We start from the raw sequence: 17,017 nt of genomic DNA, 5'->3' as shown, positions 1-17,017 counted from the left end.
TATCCCGCTACCACATCGGTTCATCATGATTGCTCAGGATAAGGACAAAGGGCAGAACGAATAGTATGATAATCAAGATAGCAAGTTCGATCAATAAAGTAACGGTAATAGAAAGTTGAAATAGGATGAAAAACGGAAGAAGAAGTAGTGGAATCATGGTGATGAAGGATGTTCTGAAACGGGAGGACTGACTTTGATATTGGCTTTTTTGACAATAAGGACAAATCATCGACTGTCTAAAGGAGAGTATGGCCTTTAGCGATGAAGACCATGTCCAGGAATTCCCGCATGCTTTACAGGTTGGCATATGCATTAGTCCTTTCTGAATAGTAGTCATAGTAACTATACGATCTCACCCTAGAGATAGTTTCAAATCCTTGGGCACCTGTGCTTTAATCAGGTGCTTTTTTTGCATGCTCTTCTAAGGATAAATGCTGAAAATTAGCCCACACTATCCATCATACTACAGATGAAAGGGCGATCATGAGCATGTCGAAAATTTGGAGAATATATAAGACGGATTGGGTTCGGATCTTTCGTTCTAAAGCTGCTATCTTTCTTATCGTCGCCTTGATGATTCTTCCCTCACTCTATGCCTGGTTTAATATAAAGGCTCTATGGGACCCTTATGGAAATACATCCGGCCTCCGTGTGGCTGTAGCGAATGATGATGTAGGCTATACATTCAGGGGGAAAAAGATTGATATTGGGGACCAGGTTGTAGAATCGCTTAAGAAGAACAAAAAGCTAGGATGGACTTTTGTGAATCATGAGAAGGCCGAGAAAGGGGTCGTACAAGGGAAGTATTATGCCAGTATTTATATCCCAAAGGATTTCTCAGAGAATATGGCTAGTATCTTGACCGGTGATATCGAGAAACCAGAAATTATTTATACGGTGAATGATAAAATCAATGCAATCGCACCGAAAATTACTTCTAAGGGTGCAAGCACCATTGCCAGCAGCGTGAGCACTCAGTTTATTGAAACGGTTTCCTCTGAAATGCTCTCGGCCTTTAAGGAAATAGGGGTTGAATTAGAGAAAGAGCTCCCAACCATCCGCAACATGGAAAACAAGCTGTATGAAATTCAAGCCGCTATTCCGAAGATGAATGAATTCGGCAATCAAATTATCAGTCTGAATAAGAAGCTTCCCGATATTCAAGAGAAAGTGAATAAAGCTACTGGCTATACTGAGTACATACCGAAAATCGATGAACTAGGGGGAAATGTCCTCAAGGTAAGGGATGCACTTCCAAAGATTGAGGCGGCCGGGGAGAAAATCGTAGTCCTTGAAGAGCATTTACCAGAGATTCAACAAGCAGCCGATTCGGTTGAATCTCTCACTAATGACTTTGATACGATTCATGATAATTTGAATACAGCGATAACCGAGGCAAAAAATGCGAGCGAGGTTATTAACCAGGTTCAGTCTGTTCTTCCTGAAATAAAGGAGCTGATGGAGGCGGGCTCAGGCTATACAGCCGTCATCAAGGATTTCACGGATAAATTAGCTGCTTCTTTTGAGGTCATCGAGCAAATGATTAAGAAAAATCTTCAATTGGCTAACGCATCCGCTAAAACGGTTACCTCTGCTTTGTCAGTCACTGGTAACGATACAGCAGCTGCCCAAAATCAATTGGGACGTTTATCATCGATGCTTGGAACGCAAAGACAGCTGATCAGTGATATCAATGCAACGAGCGGGAATCTGGGCGGTTTTGGCCAGAAATTGGCAAGGGCCCAGAGCTATGCGCAATCTGCTCAGCAATCACTAAGTAATGGTAATGTGTCGGCTGCTCAGGCACAGGCTTCGCAGCTTCAGAAAGCGATAGAAGAAATACTGGCCAGTTATGACAGTGCCTATTTACCAGCTATTGAGCAGGCACTGAAAAATGTGAGCAGTCATATGGAATCTGCCGATAATGTTCTGCAAACCTTAAACGAGCAGCTGCCAAAAGTTGAATCCATTTTAGTGAATGCAGGAGGAATTGTCGATGATGCCATTAAGGCCCTTGAAAAGTATGAGGCAGCCTTTCCTCAAATAGCTTCAGCTATAGATAAAGCATCCGATGCCGTTCAAACGAATATGGATGCCATTACGAATGGCATCACTACCGCCAATGACTTCTATGAGACGAAATATCCAGCTGCAAAGGAATCCATCATGCTTGGCAGTGCGTTCGTAGAGAATCAATGGCCAGGGATATCGAAGGAGCTTGTATCGACTGCAAAACTGATTGATGAGAAGATGCCGAAAGTCAAAAAATCAATAGAACTTGCTGCAGATTTGGCTGCCAATGATCTGCCACCGCTCACCACCAAAATTAATGAAGCGGCAAGTAAATTAACAGAAGCAAAGGGGGAAATCAATTTAGAGGAATTGATTGAATTCCTGCGACTTGATGTACAAAATGACAGTGATTTCCTTTCTGATCCAATTGATTTGAAAGAGGTCACGAAGTATCCGATTGCGAATTACGGATCCGCGAGTACGCCGTTTTATTCGACCTTAGCGATTTGGGTGGGTGTTGTCCTCTTGGTTTCTATGCTCTCGGTTGAAGTCCATATGCCGGAGGAGAGATATACCATTGCTCAAGTCTATTTCGGCAGGGGGCTGACCTTCCTGACGATTGCCCTTATTCAGACAGCCGTCATTGCCCTTGGAGATATCTTTTTGCTAAAGGCTGATATTTCTGATCGGATATACTTTATTCTATTCTCTCTATTGATTGCGCTTGTTTTTACAGCTCTGATTTACACGCTGGTATCTGTCCTTGGCAATGTCGGGAAAGGCGCGGCCATCATTCTGCTCGTACTTCAGGTTGCAGGGTCAGGCTCTAACTTCCCAATTGAGGTTTCCTCCTCCTTCTTCCAGCATATCTATCCGTTCCTGCCGTTCACATATGCGGTGAAATTATTGCGGGAATCAGTCGGAGGAATCTATTGGCCGACAGCGAGTATGTGCATCACAGTGCTATCCTTGATTACTGTCTTATTCACTCTTTTTGGAACCATATTTAAAAAGCCGCTTACCAAAATTGTGAACAAATTCAATGAAGATGCGAAAAAAAGCAAGATCATTCATTGATAAATTTGTCAGATTAAACGGTAACTTGGTAAAATGAAATGGGAATGACCAAGATTACCCAAGAAATAGATAAGAAGTTCGCACGGCCATGCTGTTAATCAAGGGGTGTTGCAGATTGAAACTGAAGGATGTATTTATTTCGTTATCGGAGAACCAATTCTTGAACCAAGCCGCACAGAAATATGGATTGAAAATGGGGGCAAAATCTGTTGTTGCTGGCACGACCATTGAAGAAGCCATTAAGAGCATACGTGAGCTGAACCGTAGGGGAATCTCCTGCACGGTTGACTGCCTCGGTGAATTCGTGAGTGACCATGCGGAAGCAACCAAAGCAAAGGAACAGATTATCCAAGTGATTGAAGCGATTCATGACAATGACGTTGATGCTCATATCTCATTAAAGCCTTCTCAATTAGGGCTTGATATTGATTATGCATTCTGTCTCCAGAATTTAAAGGAAATTGCCGAGGCGGCCTCCAGGTATGAACTTTTCATTAATATCGATATGGAGAACTATGACCGTCTTGAACCGTCATTCCGCCTTTTGGAGGTACTTTCTGAAGAGTATCCCAATATCGGAACGGTTATCCAAGCCTATTTCTACCGTGCTCAGTCAGACATTGAGCGGTTGAAGGATTATCGCCTTCGTATTGTGAAAGGCGCTTATAAAGAAACAAGCGATGTTGCTTATCAAACGAAACTTGACATCGATGATAATTTCCTTCGATTAATTGAATATCATTTAATGAACGGCAAATTCACGTCCATTGCCACCCACGATCATCAGGTTATCAATCACGTGAAGCGATTTGTTGAAGCCAACCATATTTCGAAAGACAAATTTGAATTCCAAATGCTTTACGGATTCAGAACTGAGCTTCAATATGAACTGGCCAATGAAGGCTATCAATTCTGTACGTATGTGCCATTTGGGACAGACTGGTACGGTTACTTCATGAGACGTCTTGCTGAAAGGCCGCAAAACCTTGGCTTAGTGACAAAGCAAGTATTTAATAAGAAAACAAATATTGTCCTTGGTGTCGCTGCAGGAGCCTTCCTGCTTGGCAGAATGACTAGGAAGAAATAAAGAATGAAATAGAAATAAAGAAAGCAAAGCCATTTATGAACTGAACCCCGAATAGTGGACACTTTAAAAAAAGTGGACCCTATTCGGGGTTTTCCTATTCTCTTTCCGGAAAACTCCCGTTATACTAACATTACGATTTTTAGAACGGAGTATTTTTCATGAGTAAGATTATCTTTAATGAACACCAACAGAGACTACTAGAAGCTAACCCAAACGTTAAAGCCGTGACAGACCGCGCGATTCAGTATACCCCTGACTTCAAACTGCAGGCGGTTAAACAAAACCAATCTGGGAAAGGCCCAGCGGAAATATTCCGAGAAGCAGGTTTCGATTTAGAGGTGATTGGCATTAAAAAAGCCCAAAGCGCCCTGGCTCGTTGGCGCAGAACCTTCCAAACATACGGAGAAAATGGCTTTTTAGAGGAACGCCGAGGAAAAGCGAGTAAGGGACGCCCCAAGAAAGAGAATGCCTCTGCCGAGAAGAAATTGGCCCAAGCAGAAGCCCGCATTCGCCTCTTAGAGGCGGAATTGACCTTACTAAAAAAGCTAGACGAGTTGGAAAGGCAGGCGAAGAAGAATCGTCGTTAAAAGCCCGAGAGAAATATCAAGTCATTAATGAGACGATTCGGCTTTATCAATTGAAGAACATGGTCCGTTATTTATGTGAAGTGGCCAAAGTGAGTCCAAGCGGCTATTATAAATGGCTTCAGAATGCGGAAAAACAAGCTATCCGGGAGGAGTCTGATTATAAGGATTATGTCTTTCTAAAAGAGATTTATGATGAGGCCCAAGGGAAAATTGGTTATCGCGGCTTATATATGGAAGTCACCGAGAAAGCCGGTCAGCCAATGAACCACAAGAAAATCCTTCGATTGATGCGCAAGTTTCACTTTTTTGCCAAGGTACGGAGAGCGAACCCTTACCGTACGATGGCCAAGGCAACAGAGGTTCACCGTCAGGTACCCAACCATTTGAACCGCCAGTTTGATCAACAGGAACCAGGGAAAGTCTTCTTGACCGACATCACCTACCTGCAAATCCGTGGTGGGAAGACGGCTTATTTGTCTTGCGTGAAAGATGTGGCGACACGAGAGATCGTCGCCTATGAACTCTCGACAAGCCTGCGGATGGAGATAGTCTACCGAACATTAACCAAGTTAGAAAGCTTTTATGAGAATCAATTACATCCAGAAGCAATGATTCATTCGGATCAAGGGTTTCATTACACGCATCCTGAATATCAATCTCGCGTGAAAGAGATGGGGCTCTTACAGTCCATGTCACGAAGGGGAAACTGCCTGGACAACGCCCCGATGGAATCCTTCTTTGGACATATGAAGGACGAAGTTCCTTACAAAAATGCAAACAGTTTGGCGGAACTAAAATATATGATTGATGATTATATGGATCACTATAACAATACGAGAAAGCAATGGACATTAAAGAAGATGACTCCGGCAGCTTACCGAAGTCATCTCATCGCCGCATAAACACGGCACATCCCTTTTTATTAAACTGTCTACTTTATAGGGTGCAGTTCATTATTGAACCGGCTTTGCTTTTTTCATTTGTCCATACCATTCGGAGGACTTGTAGAATCTTGCATAGATTTGATCACTCCAGCCAGTGGCAGACTCTCTTTTCAACTGTTCGTTCGTTAAGATCCATTGTGTTATTTTTCTCAGTTCGTCTTCTGTAAACTCCTGCTGGATGGTAGACAATTTATCCATCCAAGGTTTTTTCGGTGTGCGGCCAGCAGCATTATCCAGCCATAGAATACATTGTTTTGTTCGATTGAATCCGGTTTCCATGAATTCACTAAACAAGTAATGGATGAATTGATAGCAGCCTTGATGATTTTTGACTTTATAATGGCGGAGGGTATTCAGAATGGCTGTATTATCCTCTTTTATAAAGTTTAGTATTTTTTTAAAGTCTTTAATAGTATGATGATATCCACTTTCAGCGTTTAGGTGTAACAGATAGTGAAGTGCCTTGTTGCGCAAAAAGAAATCAGCTGAACGGAAGAAGCGGCTGTTTTTTTCTATTTTCCAAATATAAGAGAAGATGCCGGAGTTCGGATTGACAGAAGCTCCCTGCAAATAAGCCAATAAAGAGGTGAACTCAATGGGGGTGAACATCTGTATAAGAGAGAACGTCTCATCAATCAATTCCGTCATCAAGGATAAGGAAGAATCAAATACGATGGGTGAGAATGTGCCGCTCCAAGTTAAATCATATACTTTAATAAGGCGGCCTAAAAGGTATTTCAAAGAGTTACTGCTTAATGAATCCAGCATTGAACGCAAGGATTGGGTGTGGATCAGAAAAAGCTCCGTTTGATTATCCTCTGAATTATTTTTTCGAACTAGTTCCACCCAAGCTTCCAGCCATTGATCGATAACCGCCGATTCTGATTGTTGAAGAAGCAGGCTCTTGGCATAAGATGCCGCTTGTTTATATTCTGATTGATGAAAAGCCATAGGATCACTCTTTCTAAAACAAAGGTACTTTTTGTCATTTTATCATCTGATTGTGACGTCCTCCAAATTCCGGCCAGTACCTATTACTATCATGCCAATCTTAAAGGCAAACGTAAGCAGAAAACTGAAGATAAAAAGCTTTCAAAAGAAATCTCCCGAATTTTTAAGGAAAGTAGAAACAACTACGGAACACTGGGCTATCTATCGCCTGTAGAATTTATACAGCAGACCTTATAATTTTTGTCCAGTTTAGTTATTCAATCCACACCTTTACTTCCATAAGCAATTCAACAGATAAGGGCATTAATCCTTCTTAGATTAATGCCCTAAGCGACAACTTTATTTGTTTTCGGAAATTTGGGCCAATTTTATGACCCAGTATAAGATTATCCAAGGCAGAATGAACTTGGTAGACCATTCGATTACATTGGGAAACAAATACAATATGTTGATATTGAAAAAAAATGAGAGTAATACCAAAAGTGCAAACAAAACTATAGTACCAATAATTATTTTTTTCATTATAACTCCCCCTCTTTTTTATAGTTAAGGGAATATATTCTGGATCGTTAAAACAAATACCTTCTTCAACAAAACTTCCCGTTTCTACAATAAGGAATTCAACACAAAAAGGCATTAATCCTTCTTAAATCAATGCCCCTGCTAATTATATAAAATACAGGGTAGTCCTATAGTGAGACTACCCTGGAGTTCATCAGCTAAGCAATTATTAAAAGAGGAACTATTATAATCACCCATATAAGCAATAAAATAAAGAAAGAACCGATAAGCTTTTTTATCGATTCTTCTTTGTGTGAAAATATATTGGATTCTTAATGAATGTTCTTCTTTTTGAAGTTTCCTCCCTTTACTTCATTGATATGACTGATAGCAATGAAGGCATTCTCATCAATTCCATCAACAATTGACCGTAGTTTTGCCTCTTCTAAACGAGTGACCACGCAGAAAATAACTCGTTTTTCTTCTTTAGAATAGGCACCTTGCCCATTTAAGAAAGTAACTGTTCTACCTAATCTTGTAGTGATTTCATTAGCGATTTCTTCATAGTGGTTGCTGATGATGACAATCTGCTTAGATTCATCTAATCCTTCTACTACAATATCCATCGTTTTAAAGGCGACAAAATAAGCAATCAATGAATACATTCCAGAGTTAAAGTTGTAGACAAAGCAAGCAGCACCTAAAATGAAAAGGTTAAAGAACATAACAATCTGTCCAACAGAGAATGATGACTTACTGCTAATGAGAATAGCCAAAACCTCTGTACCATCCAGCGCGCCTGAGTTTCGTAGTACAATACCAACACCAACACCAAGAATGATGCCGCCAAATATGGCTGCTAATAACGGATCATCTGTCAAAGGGGCGGAATGATGCAAAAGAATAGTGAATAGGGAAGCGATACAAATTCCGTAGAAACTTTGAATTGCGAAGGTTTTACCTATTTGTTTGTAACCTAAGTAGATGAATGGAGCATTTAAAACGATTAGAAAAATGGCTAGCTGAAAATTAGTGATTTTCGATAGCATAATCGATATACCTACGATGCCACCATCCACAATATTATTGGGGATTAAAAATTTCTCGATGCCAAAGGCAAATAAAAATGCACCAAGTGTAATCATTAGAAAACGAAAAGTAGTTTTAGTAATGCGTTGTTTTTTTGTTAATGGTTTGCCCAATAAAAGACCTCCTTATAAATTATTTGTTATTTAAAAATACCTTTTGGTGTTATTCTATATTTCTCTATAGAGACTGTACGAATGGAGATTGTGCTTATTTTTGCCATATAAGTGAAGTTTATCACAAAATGATAAATTATATAAGTATAAAAGTTTATTTGTGTAAGCCTATCTTTCCTTTTAGCAGCAAAAAAAAAGACTGTCAATTTGACAGTAGTGAAATTCTGCTTTTGACCAGTTATCCCTATAAGGAAATGAGATAAAGGTTTTATTTTCCGCCCCTAACACACCTACGTATATAACTGCATTCCTTTTATATTAAATGATATAAAAAAGAATCGGCTAACCCAATTTTTTAATGATTCGTTCTTATTAAACTAAACTGCCCGTTTCTACAATAAGGAATTCAACACAAAAAGGCATTAATCCCCCGTTGGATCAAAGCCCCCTTAGTTTACGTATACTTATTCATAATAATAGCAACTACCTTTAGAAATGATAGTTGTATTTATATTTCACTGATTATTTGTCCATCCTTATCTAAGAAGTCTATATTTCTGTTAGAAAAGTTTTTTGGTTTATTGTTCATCAAAATCCAAACGCTCGTTTTATCATTGAGCCTAACAATATCTGCCTCTATTCCGTTCACTTTTAAGGTCTCCGTTTCAGCCACTATATCTTTTGGTATGATCCCGTGCAAAAGGATATCTCCATCAACAATACTTGTATAGGAAGAACCTCTATCCTCATCGTGAGAATAATAGGTTGGTTTCCAACCGAATATCCCTTTTTCAAACCGGACTAATGAAACACTATTTCCAACTTCAAATGGCACAAATGTAGAATTCCCAATTCGGTAAAATTCTTTATCACCCATTTCAGTTTGAACAAATTCATTCTTAAACTTTTCAAATGCTTCATCAACAGTTTTAGAACTTAGTTTTGCACTCTCTATACTTGCAAATATCGCATATGTAACAATCATTGATATAACATAAAATGAGATTGTTTTTGTACGTGATCTCAACTCATCTCTTCCCCCGTTTTTTTATTTTAACTCTTAAAATACTTGAATTAACTTCATGTTATTTTCTCAGTTGCTCTTGTTAAAATAACCTCCCTCAATATACAAAGTGAAATCTGCCCCTTAGTTGAAGAAAGTATGTCCATTTAATGGTATCACAAAATGGATATTTCCCTTATTATACAAAAGCAACAATCTATACGAAAACAGCATCATAAAAGAAGGATTCCGTCTATCGGAATAGAAAGTATAGGGGGAAAACAAAGAAGTGGAGGTGGTGACCAGGTGCCCAAATGGCTTTTGCGTCTGGAAGGTTTGGCTGTTTTGCTTGTCAGTTTGTATGTATATGCTTTATTCGATTACAGCTGGATGTTATTTTTTCTATTGATTATGGCGCCGGATTTATCCGCCTTAGGCTTTCTCGTTAATCAGCGTGTTGGAGCCATATCGTATAATATCTTCCACACATACCTGTTCGTATGGCCCTTTATCTTATACGGCTCCATTTGGTCAAATGACATGCTACTGATGATAGGCTTGATTTTTGCTTCCCATATTGGGATGGACCGGATATTAGGCTATGGACTGAGATATACAAACATGCTGGAAGAGAATCATCTACGTAAGCTATAAGAGGTAAAGTGGGAGGGGTTAAATGGTATTCATTTTCTTATTTGTCTTCATTGTTGTAGTGGGATTAACAAATACGGCTGTTTTTAAACTTGCAGGTAAACATAGGGGAAGAAGGCTTTGGTCTGGCTTAATTTTGATTCTTCTTTCCCCTATCGTCTTTTTTATCACGATTGCTGCAATCGGACCTTTTGATTCAGGAGGATTTGGGACAGGATTATTTGCGGTTTTGTATGGATCCGTCTTTTTTTATGAATGGGCTTATTATGATTATGATTGGTTTGTTTACAGCAAAGAGTAATAAGAAATGATAAGTTATAAAAGTGGCAATCAAATTTATCCATTTAAACCTATAACTTCAAAATGTAAAAAGATAGAAACCCAGATGTAACATTGTAGCTATATAATAAACATACAAACTACATAGAGGGAACGATGACAATGGATAAAAAAGAATATGAACAAAAAAATGATTCTTTAAATCTTTCACCAGTAATCAAAGATTATATTCAAAATAGAACAACGTTAGAAGATTTGGAGCAACTGAAGCACTTGATCGCCAAACGATATGCGGTGTTAAAAGTGCCAGGTCTTGATTAAGAGAAGGATAAGCATTTTAGAGAACGTTCTAGAATGCTTTTTTTCTTTTTGACGGAATAAATGGCCTCTAATGATGAGAGGCCGTTCAAATATTAATGATTTTTCTTTTTGAGCTCATCACTGATTTCCATTAAAATTAGCAAAATTAAATAGAGCATAATAAAAAGCACTAGTTCTTGCGTAAAGAATACCAGTATTGCAATTAATACCATCCAAACCCCAAAATACTTTCTGTTCATAGAATCGTCCTGATATTCATGCTCATAATTAATGGCTAACTAAGATCATTCCAGTTACAGTTCATTTTAGTATAGAAGTTAAGAAAAAATGACTAATTTAAAAAGGGCTGTCCTTAAAAGTCAATCTTCCCTGACTCTTGGAACAGCCCTAATCCTTATTTCATAAAAACCTCTGCCCGTTTCTCCAAATAGCGCTGCAGAACCGATACGACGGAGCATATTGCCCAATAAATGAGCGCAATCAAGATGTACATGGTCATGTAATCTAATTCCCGCCCGCCGACGATTTTGGCATGCTGAAAGATTTCCGGCACAGTAATCATGGCTGCGAGCGACGAAGCTTTGATTAGATCAAGCATCACGTTCGATAGCGGAGGGAGGGCAATGCGGACAGCCTGAGGGAGAATGATACCGCCTAAGGTTTGCCAATATGTAAGTCCGAGTGATTGTGATGCCTCCCATTGGCCATGGTCGATCGCCTTGATAGCCGAACGATTGATCTCGGCGATATAAGCAGCACTGTTCAAGCTGAAGCCGAGGACAGCAGCTTGGATGGCTGTGAATTCAATACCGATTACTGGGAAACCAAAATATAGGATGAACAGGATGACAAGAATCGGCACACCACGCATGAACGAGATATACAGGCTAGAAGGCAGTCGCAGCAGCCAGTTGGCCGAGCTGCGCCCTAGTGCCAGGAATAGCCCGAGCAGAAGACCGAATGCCATGCTTGTAAAGGAGATGAACAGGGTGTTCCATAATCCTTCCAGTACATAAGGCAAGGAGTCAATGGCCAAGCTTGGGTTAAATAAATATTGCCACTGAATTTGTTCCATATTAATGCTTACTTGCTTTCCTCAAGTTCAATTTCTTCACTCACGTCTGCACCATTATAGAATTGTTTCGATAATTTCGTGAGTGTTCCATCTTCCTTCATTGTCTTCAATGCATCGTTGAAGGCATCCCGCATATCCTCGTTCTCCTTCTTCAGGATGATGGAGGCACTGCTGGGATTATAACGGATTGTTGGATGAACGGTGATATCCAGGTCCGAATAGTAGGAGACGGCCAGCGTTTGCGTGTAGTAGTCATTTAGGATGACATCTGTGCGTCCTGTTGATACATCACGCAAGTATTGGTCATTGGTTGCATTATCATATATAACCTCTTCAGCGCCGTATGTACGGGCGACCTCCATATAGGTAGTCGTTGCTTCGCCGGCTGCTTTCTTTCCTTTCAAATCCTCCAAGCTATCAATGCCTGATAGATCAGATTTCCGCACAATGGCAGCTCCAACAGAGTGCTTGTACGGATCGGTAAATCCAAACTTCTCCTTCCGTTCGTCTGTAACCGTGATGTCGTTAATGGCGAAATCAACCTGTCCGCTGTTAATGGAGGAAAGCATCCCGTCAAAGGCCATTTCCGTAAATTCAATTTTAAGCCCAAGCCGGTCTGCAAGCTCCTTCGCTACTTCGACATCATATCCTGTCAATTCATTGGAGTCAGAATCATGATAAGAGGCAGGGAAGAGTGTGCCGGATGTAGCAGCCTTCAATGTGCCCTTCTCCTTGATGTTTTCCCATGCAGTCTTGTCTGTTTCATTACTTTCTTCTTTTTCACTAGTACAGGCAGTGATGACTGATAAAATTGCTAAAATAGCTATTAAGCCCTTACATTTTTTTAATAACTTAACTGTTTTCATTTTATTTCACCCCCTGTAATACTATATCATCTCTTGTCTATGTTCAAAATAAAATTTTACAAATTTCACGTTGATTGAGACAATTTTCCTATAATATGGAAGGTGAAATAAAATTAATTAAATTATCAAAATATTATGTTCTTTTTGTCGAAAATATGTTAATATATCAAAATATTAAAGAAAATGATAAATGATGGAATAAGCTATATCGTTATTTATCGGAATTTTCACACAACTAGGAATGGGAGACGATGAACATGAGCAGGAAAGACTACATCATAGACCGGATGTACAAAGCTTCAACAGGAATTGCAAATGCTGTATTGGTAACGCTCGGGATTGGCCTTTTATTCGAATCAATCGGGGGATACTTTGATTGGCAAATGTTCCTGACCATTGGTGGTGCTGCAAAGGTATTGCTTGCTCCTGCATTAGGTGCCGGAATTGCTTACCAGCTTGGCGGTAATTCTTTGGTAATCTTCAGCGCAATGGCCTGTTCCTCAGTAGGGGGAGCTGCAATTCAAAAGACAGCAGAGGGCGCCTTCACAATTGTGACAGGGCAGCCAATTTCCGCAGTACTAGCGGCAATCATTGCTACATATATCGGAAAGAGAATGGTTGGTAAGACAAAACTAGACATCATGGCAATCCCGCTTGCAGCCATCTTTGTCGGAGGAATTTCAGGAGTTGGGCTTGCGGCTGTAACGACACCGCTCTTAACTTGGTTCAGCGCGCAAATCACTGCCTCTGTCCAAGGGTCGCCGCTTATTGGTTCCATTGTTCTTTCACTTGTATTCAGTTTATTGTTAATGACACCAGCATCCTCTGCCGCACTTGCGATTGCCTTACAGCTGGATCCTGTTTCAAGTGCAGCAGCATTGATTGGTTGTACAGTCCAGTTCGTCGCCTTTACAGCAATGTCTTATAAGGATAATGACCTTGGCGGATTCTTAGCCCAATCCATTGTTACGCCAAAGGTTCAATTTCCGAATCTTATCAAGAATCCAATCTATATCATCCCTGCTTTCACAGCGTCTGCAATAGCAGCGCCGATTGCGACGATGGTATTTGATTTCAAAGTTCCATATGAGCTAGGGGGAATGGGATTAAGCTCCTTGATTGCCCCAATTAATATATTAGCAAACCAAGGATGGGGTGTATTCCTTATATATGTAGCGGTTGGAATGATCCTTCCTGTCTTGATTGCCGTATCGATTCACCGCCTGCTGAAAATGGCTGGAAAGGTTCACCCTGGTGACTTAAGGCTGGAGGTTCAATAACCGGCTCCTTTATTAGAGAGAAGCATAGTGGTACAATAGGCATATAGTCTATGAAATAGGAGCGTGGTCAGCAGTGAAAGGAATCATTGACCGCTTTGAAGGGGATATCGCTGTTGTTGAAATTGACGGCGAAACGCAGGATTTCCCAAAGAAAATCTTCCCGAAAGAAGCTGAAACCGGTGATGTTGTAGAAATTTCCGGCGATAAAGTAAAGGTTTTGAAGGACGAAACCGAGAAGCTTCGGAAGGAAATTGAACAATTAATGGAAGATGTTTGGGAAGACTAAAATAATTTCGAAGGCCCGGTGCTAATCTGCTGCCGGGCTTTATTCTTTCATTACTGGGTAAAAAGACCTTGTTGTCGAATAAAGTAGATGGAAAAGATAGGAAAACCTAATCTTTTGTCCAAACGGCCCGTTCACTAGAATGAAATTAAAGGAAAGCGCTTTCTTAGTCCTTTTGTGCAAGCGTTTGCCTTATCGTTTTATACTAAATGAGAGGGAGTTGACGATGTTTACAAATAAGAAGAGAATCACCGCATTGCTAGCCGTCTTTTGTCTGTTGTTCGCATTTTTTCCAGAGTTGAGCATTAGGGCAGATGCTGGGAAAACGGAGATAACAGTCCATTACCAGGAATCAGACGGAAATGAGAAGGATTGGAATCTGTGGGTGTGGGCAGAGGGTTTGGATGGTCATGTGCAGCCATTCACGGGAGAGGATGAGTTTGGCAAGGTCGCTCATTTTACTTTGGATGGGACTTATGAGCGTGTCGGTTTTATCGTTCGGACGGATACCTGGGAGAAGGATGGCGGCGACCGATGGATCGAGGGGATTGAGGATGGAAAAGCGGAGGTGTGGGTCATGTCAGGAGATGATGAAGTATATTATTCAGAGCCAAGCAATGAGCCAGTCATCAAGAAAGCCTCAATGGATGATTTTGATCAAATTGCTGTGACAACAAACATCCCGCTTGATATCAGGCAGACTGCCATTGAATTGAGCGGAGCGGATATTCAGGAGATTATCCCGGCTGACGGAAAGGGAAATGTAACGAATCAATTTACGTTAAAGACAAAAAAGAAGCTGGATGTCAGCGGTTCTTACCAAGTTCGTATTGAAGGGTATGGAGAGCAGCTGGTTGAGATTGGGAAGATTGTTCGTACAGAGGCTTTCGACAGACTTTATTATTATGATGGACAAGACCTTGGAAACACGTACTCTCGTCATTCGACGAAATTCCGTCTCTGGGCCCCGACAGCTTCAGAGGCAAAGCTGGTCGTATACTCGAAATGGGATGATAAGACTGGCAGAGAAATTAAGATGAAGCGAGGAGAAAAGGGTACATGGACCGCTAAACTGCGCGGGAATCAGAATGGTCTCTTGTACACCTATAAGGTCAAAATCGGAGATAAGTGGAATGAGGCAGTCGATCCTTATGTCCGAGCGGCCTCTGTCAATGGATTAAGGGGAGCTGTTATTGACCTCTCCAAAACGAATCCAAAGGGATGGGCTAAGCATAAAAAGCCTAAGCTGAGTAACCCGGAGGAATCGATTATTTATGAGTTGCATGTCCGTGACCTGTCCATTCAGCCAGAGAGCGGAATCAAGCAAAAAGGGAAGTTCCTTGGTGTAACGGAGGAAGGGACGAAGGGACCTAATGGACTGCCAACAGGACTTGATCATATTAAATCACTCGGTGTTACACATGTTCAATTCCTGCCAATCTATGATTATAAAACGGTAGACGAAACAAAGCTTGACCAAGCCCAATATAATTGGGGCTATGATCCTCAGAACTTTAATGTTCCGGAGGGCTCTTACTCAACGAATCCATATGACCCTGCAGTGCGAATCCAAGAATTAAAGCAGATGGTTCAAACCTTGCATGGAGAAGGACTCCGTGTCGTCATGGATGTTGTGTATAATCACATGTTTGATGCAGCCGAATCGAACTTCCAGAAGCTTGTTCCGGGCTATTATTATCGCTATAACGAGGATGGTACATTAGCCAATGGCACGGGTGTCGGAAATGATACGGCCTCTGAACGCAAAATGATGCGAAAATTCATCGTGGACTCCTCAACCTATTGGGCAAATGAATATAAGCTTGATGGTTTCCGTTTTGATTTAATGGGCATTCATGATGTTAAGACCATGAATCTCGTTCGAAAGGAATTGAAGCGTATCGATCCGACCTTCATTGTTCACGGAGAAGGATGGGATTTGAATACGCCACTGCCAGCTGCTGAAAAAGCAAACCAGAAGAATGCTGCAAAGATGCCAGGTATTGGCCATTTCAATGATGATATCCGTGACGGTCTGAAAGGAAGTGTTTTCATTGACAAGGATAATGGTTTTATCAATGGGAAGGCCAACATGGAGGATCGAATCAAGAAGGGAATAATGGCAGGCCTTGATTACGATCCTGCTCAAGCAACTTACCAGGATCCTGAGCAGGTGCTGACCTATGTGGAAGCCCATGATAACCATACCCTTTGGGATAAGCTTGAATTAACAAACCCGGAAGCGGGATATGAGGAAAAAAAGCAAAGGCATAAGCTCGCCTCCTCCATCATTCTCACCTCACAGGGAATCTCGTTCATTCATGCAGGGCAGGAATTCATGCGGACAAAATATGGGGATCACAATAGCTATAAATCACCTGATTCCATCAATCAGATGGACTGGAAGCGTAACGCGGCGTTTTCTCATGAAGTGGATTATATGAGGGGACTAATTGACCTTCGCAAGAAGCATGCCGCTTTCCGGATGACCACGGCAAGCGCAATCAAGGAGCATATCGCCTTCTTGGATGCACCAGCCAATGTGATTGCCTATACGATTGATGGAGAAGGCAAAGGAAAGTATAGAAGTCAATACTTCATCGCTCATAACGCAAATAACGGCGCTAGGGAGCTTACACTACCGGCGAATGCCTCATGGAAGGTGCTTGTAGATGGGGAAAATGCTTCAGCCAAGTCACTCTATACCATTAAGGGTGAGCAATTGGTCGTTCCAGCTATGAGTACGGTCGTTCTCCAAACAGAGGTTAATGTGAAGAAAAAGAGATAAACGATCAAGATAAAAAGGCACGGGGTTCCCGTGCCTTTTTGTCAGGTTGTCGAATGTTTTAAATAAGCACAAAACCAGTAACCAGCTATTCGTTCAACTTGCGCCTAGG

At 40.9% G+C, this 17,017-nt stretch carries 15 protein-coding genes; 9 read left to right on the top strand and 6 right to left on the bottom strand.

The annotated features are described in order from the left end of the window. Nucleotides 1-7 precede the first annotated feature (7 nt). Complete coding sequence (locus ACY8DX_RS14500; protein WP_197089907.1) at nt 8-307, bottom strand: TIGR04104 family putative zinc finger protein; 300 nt, start codon at nt 305-307, stop codon at nt 8-10. 182 nt (nt 308-489) lie between these two features. Between ACY8DX_RS14500 and ACY8DX_RS14495 the strand changes: the two genes are divergently transcribed. The 3 genes from ACY8DX_RS14495 (at nt 490) to ACY8DX_RS14485 (ending at nt 5,666) form a co-directional block, all read left to right on the top strand. Next, nucleotides 490-3,090 carry a YhgE/Pip family protein gene (locus ACY8DX_RS14495; protein WP_462405515.1) on the top strand — a complete coding sequence of 867 codons (2,601 nt, stop codon included), beginning with the start codon at nt 490-492 and terminating at the stop codon, nt 3,088-3,090. A 115-nt stretch (nt 3,091-3,205) separates the two neighbouring features. After that, nucleotides 3,206-4,177, top strand: a complete 972-nt coding sequence (locus tag ACY8DX_RS14490) for a proline dehydrogenase family protein (protein WP_462405514.1) — start codon at nt 3,206-3,208, stop codon at nt 4,175-4,177. A gap of 158 nt (nt 4,178-4,335) precedes the next feature. Beyond that, nucleotides 4,336-5,666 (top strand): IS3 family transposase gene (locus ACY8DX_RS14485; RefSeq protein ID WP_462405513.1). Its coding sequence is split into 2 segments (ribosomal slippage): nt 4,336-4,714 and nt 4,714-5,666, totalling 1,332 coding nucleotides; the frame shifts between segments, so codons are not numbered across the junction. Nucleotides 5,667-5,717: 51 nt separating this feature from the next. On the opposite strand, the gene ACY8DX_RS14480 is transcribed toward ACY8DX_RS14485, so the two are convergent. From ACY8DX_RS14480 to ACY8DX_RS14470, 3 genes are all read right to left on the bottom strand, one after another. Further along, on the bottom strand, nt 5,718-6,659 hold the full coding sequence (locus ACY8DX_RS14480; protein WP_439802617.1) for a hypothetical protein: 942 nt from the start codon (nt 6,657-6,659) through the stop codon (nt 5,718-5,720). 833 nt (nt 6,660-7,492) lie between these two features. Further along, nucleotides 7,493-8,305: a YitT family protein gene (locus ACY8DX_RS14475; protein WP_082197243.1), complete on the bottom strand. Its 813-nt coding sequence runs from the start codon at nt 8,303-8,305 to the stop codon at nt 7,493-7,495. Between the two features lie 565 nt (nt 8,306-8,870). Continuing rightward, complete coding sequence (locus tag ACY8DX_RS14470) at nt 8,871-9,347, bottom strand: hypothetical protein (protein WP_462405512.1); 477 nt, start codon at nt 9,345-9,347, stop codon at nt 8,871-8,873. Between the two features lie 324 nt (nt 9,348-9,671). Here ACY8DX_RS14470 and ACY8DX_RS14465 point away from each other — a divergent pair, with 324 nt between their 5' ends. The 3 genes from ACY8DX_RS14465 to ACY8DX_RS14455 all read left to right on the top strand — a co-directional run bounded on the left by ACY8DX_RS14465 (nt 9,672) and on the right by ACY8DX_RS14455 (nt 10,616). Continuing rightward, complete coding sequence (locus ACY8DX_RS14465) at nt 9,672-10,019, top strand: DUF4260 domain-containing protein (protein WP_049670310.1); 348 nt, start codon at nt 9,672-9,674, stop codon at nt 10,017-10,019. Nucleotides 10,020-10,041: 22 nt separating this feature from the next. Beyond that, nucleotides 10,042-10,317 (top strand): hypothetical protein, encoded by a 276-nt coding sequence (locus tag ACY8DX_RS14460; RefSeq protein ID WP_462405511.1) that lies wholly within the window; start codon nt 10,042-10,044, stop codon nt 10,315-10,317. Nucleotides 10,318-10,457: 140 nt separating this feature from the next. Next, the gene (locus ACY8DX_RS14455) at nt 10,458-10,616 is read left to right on the top strand and encodes a hypothetical protein (protein WP_156185572.1); all 159 of its coding nucleotides are present in this window, start codon (nt 10,458-10,460) and stop codon (nt 10,614-10,616) included. A 394-nt stretch (nt 10,617-11,010) separates the two neighbouring features. Here the strand turns inward: ACY8DX_RS14455 and ACY8DX_RS14450 are convergent, their stop codons facing one another. Together ACY8DX_RS14450 and ACY8DX_RS14445 are read right to left on the bottom strand one after the other, a co-directional pair. Then, a complete protein-coding gene (locus ACY8DX_RS14450; protein WP_462405510.1) occupies nt 11,011-11,691 on the bottom strand; it encodes an amino acid ABC transporter permease in 681 nt (226 codons plus the stop codon). An 8-nt stretch (nt 11,692-11,699) separates the two neighbouring features. Next, nucleotides 11,700-12,557, bottom strand: coding sequence for a transporter substrate-binding domain-containing protein (locus tag ACY8DX_RS14445; protein ID WP_462405509.1), 858 nt, complete (start codon nt 12,555-12,557; stop codon nt 11,700-11,702). Nucleotides 12,558-12,808: 251 nt separating this feature from the next. Between ACY8DX_RS14445 and ACY8DX_RS14440 the strand changes: the two genes are divergently transcribed. The 3 genes from ACY8DX_RS14440 (at nt 12,809) to pulA (ending at nt 16,908) form a co-directional block, all read left to right on the top strand. Further along, on the top strand, nt 12,809-13,837 hold the full coding sequence (locus tag ACY8DX_RS14440) for a PTS sugar transporter subunit IIC (RefSeq protein ID WP_462405508.1): 1,029 nt from the start codon (nt 12,809-12,811) through the stop codon (nt 13,835-13,837). A 73-nt stretch (nt 13,838-13,910) separates the two neighbouring features. Continuing rightward, nucleotides 13,911-14,123 (top strand): DUF3006 domain-containing protein, encoded by a 213-nt coding sequence (locus ACY8DX_RS14435; protein WP_049670315.1) that lies wholly within the window; start codon nt 13,911-13,913, stop codon nt 14,121-14,123. 223 nt (nt 14,124-14,346) lie between these two features. Next, nucleotides 14,347-16,908: a type I pullulanase gene (gene pulA / locus ACY8DX_RS14430; protein ID WP_462405507.1), complete on the top strand. Its 2,562-nt coding sequence runs from the start codon at nt 14,347-14,349 to the stop codon at nt 16,906-16,908. Nucleotides 16,909-17,017 lie beyond the last annotated feature (109 nt).

The sequence above is a fragment of the Gracilibacillus sp. Marseille-QA3620 genome (assembly GCF_054950035.1).
Note: the sequence above shows the minus strand (reverse complement) of the source record. Positions and strands in the feature narration are given on the sequence as shown.

Bases quoted from the DNA above. Each gene is read 5' to 3' on its own strand.
- ACY8DX_RS14500 (WP_197089907.1), bottom strand. From the start codon at position 307: ATGCCAACCTGTAAAGCATGCGGGAATTCCTGGACATGGTCTTCATCG.
- ACY8DX_RS14495 (WP_462405515.1), top strand. From the start codon at position 490: ATGTCGAAAATTTGGAGAATATATAAGACGGATTGGGTTCGGATCTTT.
- ACY8DX_RS14480 (WP_439802617.1), bottom strand. From the start codon at position 6,659: ATGGCTTTTCATCAATCAGAATATAAACAAGCGGCATCTTATGCCAAG.
- ACY8DX_RS14475 (WP_082197243.1), bottom strand. From the start codon at position 8,305: ATGATTACACTTGGTGCATTTTTATTTGCCTTTGGCATCGAGAAATTT.
- ACY8DX_RS14470 (WP_462405512.1), bottom strand. From the start codon at position 9,347: ATGATTGTTACATATGCGATATTTGCAAGTATAGAGAGTGCAAAACTA.
- ACY8DX_RS14460 (WP_462405511.1), top strand. From the start codon at position 10,042: ATGGTATTCATTTTCTTATTTGTCTTCATTGTTGTAGTGGGATTAACA.
- ACY8DX_RS14455 (WP_156185572.1), top strand. From the start codon at position 10,458: ATGGATAAAAAAGAATATGAACAAAAAAATGATTCTTTAAATCTTTCA.
- ACY8DX_RS14450 (WP_462405510.1), bottom strand. From the start codon at position 11,691: ATGGAACAAATTCAGTGGCAATATTTATTTAACCCAAGCTTGGCCATT.
- ACY8DX_RS14445 (WP_462405509.1), bottom strand. From the start codon at position 12,557: ATGAAAACAGTTAAGTTATTAAAAAAATGTAAGGGCTTAATAGCTATT.
- ACY8DX_RS14440 (WP_462405508.1), top strand. From the start codon at position 12,809: ATGAACATGAGCAGGAAAGACTACATCATAGACCGGATGTACAAAGCT.
- pulA (WP_462405507.1), top strand. From the start codon at position 14,347: ATGTTTACAAATAAGAAGAGAATCACCGCATTGCTAGCCGTCTTTTGT.